Origin of the sequence: Paenibacillus sp. FSL K6-1566 (assembly GCF_038050475.1) — a bacterium.
Classification (GTDB): domain Bacteria; phylum Bacillota; class Bacilli; order Paenibacillales; family Paenibacillaceae; genus Paenibacillus_AQ; species Paenibacillus_AQ lactis.
Genome location: NZ_JBBOSR010000001.1, coordinates 3,993,422 through 4,005,815 on the forward strand (window position 1 = coordinate 3,993,422; position 12,394 = coordinate 4,005,815).

Annotated in this window: 10 protein-coding genes; 1 reads left to right on the forward strand and 9 read right to left on the reverse strand. The window is 54.2% G+C overall.

The features are described 5' to 3' along the window. Positions 1–225: 225 nt before the first annotated feature. The 8 genes from NST08_RS17480 to NST08_RS17515 form a co-directional block, all read right to left on the reverse strand. On the reverse strand, positions 226–3,057 hold the full coding sequence (locus NST08_RS17480; protein ID WP_341342074.1) for a beta-galactosidase: 2,832 nt from the start codon (positions 3,055–3,057) through the stop codon (positions 226–228). A 193-nt stretch (positions 3,058–3,250) separates the two neighbouring features. Continuing rightward, positions 3,251–4,147 (reverse strand): carbohydrate ABC transporter permease, encoded by an 897-nt coding sequence (locus NST08_RS17485; RefSeq protein WP_051425248.1) that lies wholly within the window; start codon positions 4,145–4,147, stop codon positions 3,251–3,253. Further along, positions 4,134–5,096, reverse strand: coding sequence for a carbohydrate ABC transporter permease (locus NST08_RS17490; RefSeq protein WP_007128460.1), 963 nt, complete (start codon positions 5,094–5,096; stop codon positions 4,134–4,136). The genes NST08_RS17485 and NST08_RS17490 overlap by 14 nt, the downstream gene beginning before the upstream one ends. Positions 5,097–5,121: 25 nt before the next feature. Then, positions 5,122–6,411 carry an ABC transporter substrate-binding protein gene (locus tag NST08_RS17495; RefSeq protein ID WP_341342075.1) on the reverse strand — a complete coding sequence of 430 codons (1,290 nt, stop codon included), beginning with the start codon at positions 6,409–6,411 and terminating at the stop codon, positions 5,122–5,124. A 223-nt stretch (positions 6,412–6,634) separates the two neighbouring features. Then, positions 6,635–7,660, reverse strand: a complete 1,026-nt coding sequence (locus NST08_RS17500; protein ID WP_007128462.1) for a LacI family DNA-binding transcriptional regulator — start codon at positions 7,658–7,660, stop codon at positions 6,635–6,637. A gap of 349 nt (positions 7,661–8,009) precedes the next feature. Further along, complete coding sequence (locus NST08_RS17505) at positions 8,010–8,543, reverse strand: hypothetical protein (RefSeq protein WP_007128463.1); 534 nt, start codon at positions 8,541–8,543, stop codon at positions 8,010–8,012. Between the two features lie 38 nt (positions 8,544–8,581). Further along, the gene (locus NST08_RS17510) at positions 8,582–10,060 is read right to left on the reverse strand and encodes an amidase family protein (protein WP_341342076.1); all 1,479 of its coding nucleotides are present in this window, start codon (positions 10,058–10,060) and stop codon (positions 8,582–8,584) included. Positions 10,061–10,443: 383 nt separating this feature from the next. Further along, entirely contained in the window at positions 10,444–10,857 is a 414-nt protein-coding gene (locus NST08_RS17515) for a DUF4183 domain-containing protein (RefSeq protein ID WP_007128465.1), read from the reverse strand. Positions 10,858–11,503: 646 nt separating this feature from the next. Here NST08_RS17515 and NST08_RS17520 point away from each other — a divergent pair. After that, positions 11,504–11,869 carry a DUF4183 domain-containing protein gene (locus NST08_RS17520; RefSeq protein ID WP_341342077.1) on the forward strand — a complete coding sequence of 122 codons (366 nt, stop codon included), beginning with the start codon at positions 11,504–11,506 and terminating at the stop codon, positions 11,867–11,869. Positions 11,870–11,962: 93 nt separating this feature from the next. Here NST08_RS17520 and fucU read toward each other — a convergent pair whose 3' ends face one another. Then, the gene (gene fucU, locus NST08_RS17525; RefSeq protein ID WP_341342078.1) at positions 11,963–12,394 is read right to left on the reverse strand and encodes an L-fucose mutarotase; all 432 of its coding nucleotides are present in this window, start codon (positions 12,392–12,394) and stop codon (positions 11,963–11,965) included.

The window sequence follows — 12,394 nt, forward strand, 5'->3', positions numbered from 1 at the left end:
TCCCGAACACTGCGGCTGGATTCCGTATTGACTAATCCGGATATATTGAAAAAGAGTTAAGGTAAGCGGCTGTACTCCATTTGCATTGGTACCTATGGCACATAGAAATAGCAAGCCGGTCCGACGTTAGGTACGGACCGGCAAATGAATAAGCAGGATACAGCGGTTATCTCAACAGAATCAGGAAAGAGCTTACCCAGCCAGATGGATGCTAGCTCTGCCCTCCTATGATTGGACCGGGAAGAATTCCAGCAGCCGGAGGATCCCGTCGCTCTCCCTTTCCACGGCTTCCGCATATATAGCAAGCCGATTCTCCGCTCCCTTGGCAAACCAGCTTCCCGGAAGCAAAAACGATGTCTGGTCCCCGCCGGAAAATACGGGCCGTTCCGAGGAATCCGGGGTCCACAGCCGTCCGACAACCCGGCCGTTAAAGAACACCGTCAGCTTCAGGTTTTTTCCGTCTACACGCACACGCCATCCGCGGCCATGATTGGAATCCGGCACCACTGCATGCAGCCATGACGTCCCGCCGGACCGCAAAGGATACGGGAGCAGGATGGTGGAAGCTTCCTTCATGGAGGCCATAGCATGCTCCCAGAAAGCTTGCTCTTCCCCCCCTGTCAACGTCCACTCCTCCGCGCGGGTTCCTTCATACAGCAGAATCTCGCCCGCTGAGGAAGCATAGTGGCGATTCACTTCGCAGGCGATGGTGAGCGATCGTTCTCCGGTATCCAACCGGAGGAAGGGATTGCGTGGATTGATCACCCCGTGCTCGCGCCCATTGATATATACCTTGACCGTGCACTGGAGATCGCGGAAATGCAGGATGGCTGCATCGGCATCCTCGGATATTGCAATCGTTTTGCGGTACCAGCCTCGTGCATGAACCGCAGTATCCATCCATGCGCCCCAGCCGATGACCGTCCACGAAGCATCGTCGGTCCCTTCTGCAAATGCCCGATCTCCCTTCTCCGCTTCTGACAATAGAGCATCCGTGCTTTCGGCCTTGAACCTCCAGTTGTCGGTTAGCCTGCGAATTCGGCGGACAGCCGTCACTCCCTTGATCCCTTTCGTGCTATGAAGTCGGATGGAAGGAAGGCGGTTGTCGTCGAAATTGGTATGCCCCCAAATTTCCGCGCGAACGGTCAGCGCAAGCGGATCCTGACCGGTCCATTTTCCCGGCAAATAGCATATGCCTCCCGCCGGCACATGCGTTCCTTCATAACGTCCGATTACATAAACCGACACAATGTCGCTCGCTTCCTCCAGCATCAAACCGCAGTACCCGTCTCCCGTCGGAGCCGCCAACACGGCTTCATACCAGCCAAATCCCCTGTAGATCCCGTAATACTCCAGATGGTCCGGCGCTTTTCCGAGAACGGTGGTCTGATCGAACAAAGGTGCATCGGGTGGCAGCTCCGAAGCAGTCCAAGCGATGTCGACGGGAGCTGCAGCAGGCTGCAGCCAAGCGATCCTATCCTCCAGCAGCAGCCGGCCTTGCCTGATTCCGGTGAGTCGAAGCGCTTCATCTCTGGTACACACCGCTACGAATAATCGACGGCCATCCTCATAGGTCAGGCAAGCAACGCGGCTGCCGTCCTGATGCATGAATCGCAAGCGGCAGCCGTCGTTCATCATGTCGACTTCAGAGCCATCGCTAGTGACCTCCACTTTCGAGCCTCGCTCAAACCGGAAACAAACTTCCGTTTGATGATCGCTTTGGAAGATCATGTATCGTTCCGATGTCGTTTGGTCCAAGGTCACCCATACCAGCTCGGCATTGGCATATTCGAGCACGCCGCTGTATCCCCATGTTTCCATTGGGACGCCCAGCGGGAAGAACGGGCATTCGCGGGCACCGATCCGAAACGGCAAAGTGTGCCGGAGGGAACCGGTGTCGAAGGATACCGTTGCTTCCGCTTCCACACCGGTCAAGTTGGCCAAAGCAAACACGATGCCGCCTTGGGGAAAACGAATAACGTGCGGCCCGGCAAGTACGCCGGGTTGAATCCCGGAGGTGCGTATCTCTTGCGCAGTTGCTTCATCCGGTGTTCCTGACGCCAATCCGGTGCCGTAGGTCGATATGAGGCGTCCCAGCATCCGCCCTTCATGGATTTCGGGGCGGAGATGCCCCTCGGGGGATATCATGCCGCCGAAATCATAATCCGAGGTCAGCATTGCCAGCGGATCGCCCCAGTTATTGGCCGCATTGGTGAATCCAAAGTCGGTGCCCGATACCTGCAAATACGGACCCAACAGCTTCGCGCCGCTAACGAGCAGGCGTCGGAGCAAGTAATGGGATCGATTCGTTTCGGTCGCGAGCAGCGGAAACCCCAACTTGCTGAGCCGCTGCTGATACGCCCTCACCTTCTCCTCAAAATCCGGCTGCACATCGTCCGGATAAAAATTACAGGTCGGAACGATGCCTTCCGCATAGCCGGAGGCGCGAAAAAGGTCGCCCTGACCGGCGCAGGCGATCAGCGGCACGCCGATGCCTTCTGCCCGAGCCAAATCCCGCAATGCCGACATATACCCTTTCGGATCTTCGCAAGCATAGAAGTCCAGCTCGTTATCCAGCTGTACGCAGATCACCGTTCCCTCCCGGCCATACTCATACCGCCTCAGGATGGGCATGATCCGGCCGTACCATTTCGCCGTTTCGGCCAAGAACTGAGGATCGTTGTCCCGCAGCTTCATCCCGCTTCGCGTGAACAGGTAAGCGGGCAATGCCCCTCCGTCCCATTCCGAGCAGATATACGGACCCGGCCGGGCGATTACGTACAGCCCTTCTTCCGCTGCCATTCGCAGGAAAGCCCCGGCATCCTTGTCCTCTTCAAACTCCCATTGACCCGGTTCGGGTTCGTGAAAATTCCAGGGGAAATACACATCGATCGCATGGTAGCCCGCCTCTCTTACCTTCCTCATCCGATCGAGCCATTCCGCCCGCGGCAGCCGGAAATAAAACAAGGATGCGCTTAGGAGGACAACCGCTTGGCCGTCAATATAGATTCCCTCTTTGCTTAATTCGATCCGTGGTATCGTCTCCGTGTGTTTCATATTGCCTCCATTTCTCATGAAGCCTCTGCGGCATCTTCGGTACCCGCCATTGCCTGATCCGAGTTGCCGCAAAGGGCTGTTATTCCTCGCTGTTATTCTTTGGTCTTCGTTCTTGGTTCTTGGTTCTTCGTTCTTCGTTCTTCGTTCTTCGTTCTTGGTTCTTCGTTCTACGTTCCACACGAACACATCGTTCTCAACCCTTAAGCGCTCCGCCGATCTTAATGCCGCTCATGAAATATTTCTGGCCGAAGGCGAAGAGCAGAAGGCTCGGAAGCAGCGTAACCAACGACGCGGCGAACATCAGCCCGTAATCGGTCAGCCCCTGCCGGCCTGCATTCAGATTGTAAATGCCCATCTGAAGCGTATATTTCTCCGGGGTACTCAAGTAAATCAAAGGCCCCATAAAATCGTTCCAGTTGCTGTTAATCGTCCAAATGCCGATGGTGACGAGAATCGGCAGGCACATCGGCATAATGATCCGGACCAGGATTCCGAAGGAATTCGCGCCGTCGATCTTCGCCGACTCATCCAGCTCTTTCGGGATGGTCAGCATGAATTGGCGCAGCAGAAAGATGTTAATCGCCGCCGCAAAATAGTTCGGAACGATGAGCGGCAGGTATGTGTCGATCCAGCTGAGCTCTTTGTAGATCAAATATTGCGGTATCATCGTCACCTGGCCAGGAATCATCATCGTCGACAGGACGAGGATGAACAACGGGCCGTTCAGCCGGTGCCGGAATCGGGCGAAACCGTAAGCCACCAGCACGGAGGATGCCAATTGGCCGATCAAGGCAAATGCTACGATAATCAGCGTATTTTTGACGTAAATCCAGAACGGGAACACGCTGAACAGCCGTACATAAGTATCCCATTGAAAATCCGAAGGGATCCAGCGAATCGGAACCGTGAATATTTCCCCGGGAGGCTTCAGCGAACCTGAGATGGTCCATATCAAAGGCAGCAGGAATAATATCGCTCCCATCGTGAGGACCGCATATCGCAGCATCAGCCGTACATCACGCATGAGCTTCGTGCTCTGCCGGCGGACCGGAGTGCCTTTTTCCGTTGCGGCCGCGTTATTTCGACTCATAATAGACCCACCTTCTTGAAAAATACAGGTTCACCAAGGTCACGAGCATAATCATGATGAATATGACCCAGGCGATCGCCGAAGCGTACCCCATCTTATAGAACCGGAATGCGTTGTCGAACAGAACGACCATCAGGCTGTCTGTCCATGTCTTGGAAGATCCCGGCATGATGACGGGCTCCATGAAAATTTGGAATGAACCGATAATGCCCATGGTAAGCTGGAAAAAGATCGCCGGCGTGATCAGCGGAACCGTAATGCGCCAAAACCGCTGGAACCGGTTGGCTCCGTCGATTTCGCCCGCCTCGAGCAAATCTTTCGGAACCGAGGCAAGCGCCGGCAGCCAGATCATCATGCTGCCCCCGACGCCCCATAAACCGACCAGCAATACGGCCGGCTTGGCCCAGTGCGGATCCTGGGACCAGCCGGGACCCTGTATGCCGAACCAGCCGAGCATCGCATTGATCAGCCCGGGATTCATGCCGTCGCCCGTTCCCGGCGAGAGCAGGTAAGTCCAGAGCTTCAAAACCGCGACTCCGCCGAATACGGCAGGCAAATAAAAGACGATGCGATAGAAGTTAATGCCGCGGATCGGTTTGGACAACAGCACGGACACCGCTAGTCCCAGAATGATCGTCAGCGGAACACCGATCAGCGCATAATACAGCGTATTGTTGAGGTCTTTCCAGAAGTATGTTTTGTCTTGCGAGAGCTGCACATAGTTATCGATCCCGACGAACTTCGGCGGCGAGAGGACGTCCCATTGCATGAAGCTGAGAATGAACGAGGAAAGGAACGGAAACGCCGTAAACGCCACAAACCCGATGATCCAGGGAGATGTATACAACCAGAAATTTCTCGATTCCCGTTTAGCTAGCGAGCGTGCCCGCCGCGTCTTGACCATGATGCTTCCCTCCAAATCATTGGTTTTATGAAGGAAGCGGGGCATCCCCCGCCCTCCTTCGGCACGTTCGCTACTGTTCAAGCTGCTTGGCTTCTTCAAGCAATCGGTCAACTTCGATTTTCATCTCGGCCAAAGCATCGTCCACGCTTCGTTGTTCATTAAAGATCTGCCCAAGGTACGTATCGGCGGCCCGGTTGATCTCATCCCATTTGACGGTTGCCTGTGGAGCGAAGGCCCGCTGGGCGGAGGTCAGCTGGGATTTGAAGTTTGCCGGGGGGTTGTCGCCGATATTCAGGTAAGCATCGGATTCCGCCACCGATTTCAGCGGCGGAATTTCGCCGTGCTCCGCAGCCAGGATCTTCTGTCCAGTCTCGCCGGTCCAGAATTTAACGACTTCCCATGCCGCCTCCTTGTTCTTGGACAGCTTAGGAATAGCGAACGCGTTGGAGAACAGTGGGGATGCTTCCTTTGCTCCCTTCGGCACAGGTGCGATATCCCAGTCGAAGTCTTTGATGTTGGCCTGGCTGCTGAGAATATGCCACGGTCCGTCAATGATCATGCCGACCTTTCCGCTGGTCCACATATCAACGCCCTGCAGCAGCTGACTCGCCTGGGGTGCTATGTTATCCTTCCATATCATGTCTTGAATCGTTTGGATCGCTTTCTTCGCTTCCGGCGAATCGAGCGTAAATTGCGTGCGGTCTTCGCTGAGCAGACTGCCTCCGTAAGAATAAACCCAGGTTTGGTAGCTTGCCCACCACGATCCGACGCCACCGAGGCCAAAGATGCTGTTTTTAGGATCGGTGATCGTTTTCGCAGCGGCATAAAAATCGTCCCAAGTCCACTCGTCCGACGGGTATTGCAGTCCATGCTGATCGAACAGGTTTTTGTTGTAAAGCAATATCATGGTTCCCATCCGCATCGGCATTGCCATTACTTTGTCTTGGTAGCTGTATGCACGGATGGCGGCATCGTAATAATCGGAGGTATCGATGCCGTCTCGTTCAAGATAAGGGGTAAGATCTTCCAATGTCCCCTTTGAAGCATAGCTGTAGAAGGATTCGGCAAGCTGAACGACATCATAAGGATTGCCCGCAGCCATCGTTGCCAGCTGCTTCTGTTCATATCCGTCGCTCGGGATTTGGATCAGGTTCACCTTGATTTCGGGATGCACCTTCTTGAATTCTTCGTAGATTTTCTCCATTCGCGCTTTATCGAAGTCCCCTCCCCAATAGGAGAAGCTGACTTCCGCCGCCTTGCCCGCCTCCCCGCCGGAATCTGCCCCTCCTCCGGTGTCTGCGCTTCCCCCGCAGCCTGCTGAAATCATCATTGCGGTCACCAACAACATTGCCAACAACATACGCCAAGACTTCTTCATCACCCAATAACCCCTCCGATCGCAATTTGACTTTCACCCGAGTAATGAAACCCATTTCATGAAACGGGTTTCATTACAGTCCAAAAAAGAAAGCGGTCAGCATCCGCCGTGTCCTCACTTGATTGTAAGGGCTTTCTTTTTCCACATTTTATTCGATGCCTTATCGGGTGTCAACTCATTTTTGCGAATGGAAGGACGGATTCGGTCAACGCAAACTCCGAGTGCTGTTCCGTACGATCAGCTCAGGCTCGATGACGGTTAGCATCCTAACCTTTTCCTTGAGAATCATTTTGTGCAGCACTTGCACGCCGGTACCGCCGAGCAGATCCATGCGCTGGGAAACGGTTGTCAATTCAGGATAGATTGCCGACGCGAGCGGAATGTCATCGAATCCGACGATCGATACCTCGTCAGGGACCGAAACGCCTGCCTTCATGGCTGCCTTCAACGCCCCGACGGCCGTGAGATCGTTCACGCAGAATACGGCTGTCGGCCGTTCCCGCCGCGCAAGAATCTTCTCCATCGAGCTCTCTCCCGATGCCATTGAATAATCCCCGTAAAGAACGTTCTCCTTCGCGGTCTCCAAACCGTTCTTCTTCATCACGCGCCGAAAAGCCCGTACCTTCTGTGCCGTTGTCGTCATTTCTTCGTTCCCTGCAATGAAAGCTATGCTTCGATGTCCGGCATCAATAAGAAATTGGGTCGCCAGCTCCGCGCCCTTGGCTTCATTCAGAATGACACGATGAAGCGAGGTGCCCGGAAGATTGCCGTTAATGAGCACCGTCGGAATGCGCGATGCCGTCTCAACGACCTCTTCGGCCAGCTCCGGATCGCACTTGGACAAATTAATGCGTCCACCCAGAAATAAAATTCCGTCTACCTGTTTCTCCCGCAGCATATGCAAATACTGCGACTCTTTCCGAGTGTCGCCCAGCGTATCGCACAGAAAAAACGTGTAGCCCATCTCACTGGCCGCCCGATCGATGCCGCTGAATACTTCCGGAAAGAAAGGGTTTGTGATATCGGGCATGATGACGCCGATCGTCCCTGTTTCTTTCTTCAGTAAGCTTCGGGCCAGGGCGTTCGGCTGGAACTGATATTTATGGATGATCTGCATGATCTTGGAACGCGTGCTTTCTTTGACAGGCGCCGTGTTATTCAGCACTCTCGAGACCGTGGCGGCAGAGACCTTAGCCTCCTTGGCTATATCGTAGATCGTCACTTGCTTCATGCACACGCACCCTACCTTTACGATGTCGTTTCATTTAAATGTATCAAATAAAGCACGAAATGGAAATGCTTTTACGCTAACACGTGCTTTGCCATTGACCTGCAATTGTCGATTCAGGAAGGTATTTCCGTTTTTTTGAGACCACTTAAGCAAACGTCTGCAGACTAGAGGGCATATTTTTATAGACATGATGATGCTCTTTGGCCCTTGAATATCGCGTCCTTCCGATTGGCGATCTGAGCTCTATTTCTGAAAAAGATTCCGGATCAATCACCGAACAAGCCTTTCCCATAGCGGAAAAGGCTTGTTCTAAGCGTATACCTTTTGTTCTAACCCGATTCTTTCGGGATTAAGACTCGCTGTCCGTCTCCAGGACCTCCCACCGGTGGCGGAACTTCTCCAGCCTCGGATGCGGATGTCTCGGTTCAGACACAAGTAACAGTCTCAGCCGGACGATCCATTCCTCAAATGAAGAATAGGATGCGAACGCATTGGCAATCTCGGGGGTCATCAGCACGAAATGAGGACCGCCGTACTTTTCGACCAGATGCCGCAGAGCCGTATCTATCGGCGTATATTTTTTTCGTTTCGCTTCGAAAGACTCTACGACGACGGAGGAAGCGCCGCTCTCATCCAGCCATTCCTGCAGCCCCTGCTCCCTCTTGTAAAATGGGCTGACCTGGACCTTGAACATCCGCTTCATCGTCTCCTCATGCAGCGGATACAGAACCAGCTTCGAAAATGCTCTCTTCTGTTTCGTCTGAACCGCCCGCTCCACAAGCTCCTGCACCTGCTCGAAGGGATCATAGAAGATCAACGTTCCCTTTGTCGCCGGAGTGGGCGGTTCATAACCAAACGGGACATATTCCGTTTTTCGCGGCATTGCATTGCACCTCTTTTCCACCTTTGTATGACGGATTCCTAAAGCGCGGGAGGCACCCTGTGGCGTGTGGCCTGCTCAAAGGCATAGGCAAGCTTGATTAATTGGGGTTCGCTAAATGCCGTGCCAACAAACGTGATTCCCTGCGGCCCTTTTGTAATGTATCCTCCCGGAGCAATGATGCCTCGCTGCGCATAACCGCCGGGAACGGTTATCGACGGATAGCCTGCGCGGGCAGCCAGATCCGCCCCAAACTCATTACCCAGAAACAACAAGGCATCCAGCTTGTGCTCCTTCAAGGCATGGTCAATCCCATTGGTCCCGGCCATTTCCTTGTTCTTCCTTAGGCTCTTCAGGTAGTCCGTTTCCGTCAGCGTACCGCTTGTTTCATTTGCCCAGATCAGCGTATCCTGTCCATACTTCAGTGCTGTTTCGGCATGCGTTTCATTAAATGCGATCACTTCCGCCAGTGAATGCACCGGCTGCTCTGGGCCCAGCGTGGCCAAATAATCATTCACATATTTCTTGAACTCGTATCGCAGCACATTCGCATCCCAGTGAGTCCCTTGGCAAGGAAGATTCACGGGATCGACGATTTCCGCACCCAGTTCGCGCAGCACCCGGATCGCCGACTCGACTATGTCTATTCTGTCCGAATCGAGATGCTTATAGTAGTATCTTGGTATACCGATCCTCGCATGTCTCGCTCCGTCAATGACAAGCGCATCCGTATAATCCGGTCGGTGCTGCCGTGGATCGATCTTCGTGGCGCCGTCGCGCTCATCCCTTCCGACAATGGCGCCAAGGAGGATGGCCGCATCCGTGACCGTTTTAGCCATAGGTCCGGCCGTGTCTTGGGTGTTGGTTATCGGAATGATGCCGCTCCGGCTTACAAGTCCAATCGTCGGCTTGATTCCCACGAGGCTGTTCTGGCTGGACGGGCTGATAATCGAACCTGATGTTTCCGTTCCGATCGCTGCAGCAGCTAAATTGGCTGCGACGGCAGCAGCGGAGCCCGAGCTCGATCCGCCAACAAACAGCTCGCCGGGACCGTATGGATTTAGCGTCAGCCCGTTCCTTGCGCTATACCCCGCCCACATCGTCGGCGACATAAAATTTGCCCATTCGGTCATATTCGCTTTTCCCAACAGAACGGCGCCGGCCTCCCGCAGCCTCGCCGCAATGAAGGCATCGTCTTTCGCAAAAGATTCCGCCAGTGCGAGCGAACCGGCACTTGTATGCATCCGGTCCCCTGTATCGATATTGTCCTTCAGAATAATCGGAATCCCGTGAAGAGGCCCTCTAGCCCCCTTCTCACGCCGCTCTTGGTCCAGCTTCCGTGCAATTGCCAGCGCATCGGGATTCACCTCGATTATGGAGCGGAGCCGACCGTCATGCCGGCCGATCCGGTCCAAATACAGTTCAACGAGCTCGAATGAAGTGATCAAGCCTTCATCCATCGCCCGCTGCATATCGGATATGGTTGCTTCCACAACCCAGTTTTCTTTGTCCAAAGACATCCAAAGTCCCCCTCGTTCTGTACTCCACTTACCGCAGCCGGGGATTAACGCTTCATGCTATGGCCTCCAATCGGTTCATATCCATAGAGAATTCGCTGTATTTGGTGAAATACCTTTTTATTTCTTGCGCAGCCGCTGCCTGATGGCCTTCTGGATGGAGGCAACCAGTACCGTTTGTTCGTAATAACAAGAGTCAGTCGAAAAAATCATATCTTGATAGCTGGGTGTTGAACAACGCTTGAGCGCAGGCGAGGTGCATTGCTTCCTGGCGTTATTCATCCCTGTGGTTCCGCGCAAAGAAATTAGGCGATATGTATCTGAATCCACAAACAACGGGGGAGCTCCCGACCGATCCGCTAGGAGCTCCCCATCCGCTGTCTTCGTTACATGATGATCGTTATCGTTGGCGCAGAAATCGTTGGCTGCGTCGTAATCGCGGATGCCGTATTAGTAAAGCTCGCGATCTCAAGCAGTACCGGAATCCCTTCGGGGACATCCGTGGCATCGAGCACCAAATCCGCTGTCGACAGCGTAAAGAGGGAGCTTTGCTGCAGCATGCCGTTGATATACACATTGACATATTCCGTCCCCGTCAGAGCTGGAAAAGCCGTGATCGCAGCCCCTGCATCATCAACAAAGCTCGTCGCCGGCATCGTGGTCGCAGCCGCTCCGATCATGGCTGCCGTTACCACCGCGAAATAGCGAGAGACAACGGGCGTGACCGTCGTCGTAACGACGCCTCCCGTTGCCACCGGGGGCGTAGCGATCGCCGTAATGACCGGTTTAATAACAGGCATAACATCCTCCTCCTCTCAGGTCTATGAAATTCGTCATAGACTAGCAGCAATAGCTGCTATCTTATTAGATGCTATTTTCATAGATTTTGATTCCGGCATCCCACCATTTTCTGTCGAAGCGTCTCTAACGATCATTCGGATTTGCAAGCGTCTACCCATTACTAGACAATCGTCCATTCCCAAAATGACATTCGCACATATACTGCATCAATGAAAGAGTGGAGGTGATATTCTGAAGAGGTCCCTTCAACTGTATAAAAAGCGCTGCCGCGATAAAGGACACCCTTACAGGGGCGAGAGACGCCGCCACCGAAGAACGGGCGTCCGGAAATGCCGAAGGAAATGTGCCGCGGGGAGGGTCTGCCCGCCTCAGAATATCGTTATCCCTCCTGTACAACAAGGATCTCGAGGGCCTCAGGAAGTCCATGGCGGGCACGGGTTACCGGGAGCTGAAGGACCGGGAGGCGCACCCGGACTGCAGGGACCCGAGGTACCTGCCGGAGTACCGGGTCCAGCCGGACCTCCTGGCGAACAAGGGCATGCGGGCAATCCGGGACCTCTAGGGCCTCAGGGGCCGCCTGGACCACCAGCCCCCGCTGGTCTTCCTGGTCCGCCAGGCTTGCAAGGTCCCCCGGGGCCGCAAGGCTTGCAAGGAGCTCCCGGACCTCAGGGCCCGCGAGGCGAACCGGGTGAGGTCATCCTCCCGGGTGTCGTGGTGACGCCTGACGTCATGCGCTATTTTTATACAACCGACGCCTTGGTCGCACTCGACCCGCCGCTGATCATCCCGGCGAACCAGTTTACGGACGATAACGGTAATGCCGTTTCCGATATCATGGAGATAACGCCAAGCGGTTATTCAAACCTGTACATTAACGGCATGATGCAGGAGGGCCGAATCTTTAGCGTTACTCCCGAAGCGCTGACACTCTATTCCCCTGGCGACGTTCTCCTCGAGGGGACGCCGGTTATCCTTCAGGTCTTTCAATTTAATGCCCAAGTGGTCGTATAATGCTTAATTGATGGTTCAAGAGACCGCTGTTTATAAAAAGTCCGCCCAAGCAAACCTTGGGCGGACTTAGCATTGCATTGTGTCACCAAGGGTTTACTCCCCGATGACGCCTTTTTTTAGAATAATATTGGCGTACAGCGCCTTCTCTCCTGTCGAGACGATGGCGTACGCTTGCTTCGCCCGCTCGTAGAAAGCCGAGCGCTCCATTTCTTCAACTTCTACCTTAGCGTGATGAAACTTGGAGATGATGCTCCGGTATTCATCCCAAATCGGGGTCTGGACGGGATCGCCGGGAGTAACCGCCATAAGTGCCGCCGGGGATGCTACATACGTATCCAGCGGGAACAGCGGCAGGATCGCCTGCAGCAGCTCCGGAATCCCGTGACCGTCCGCCCGGACCAAACGCCGGGCATGGCTGGCTGCCGGGAAATTGCCATCACCGAATACGATTTCATCGCCGTGGCCCATTTCCATCAGAATTTTCAACAGCTCGGGTGATATCAGATTGGATATTCCTTTTAACAT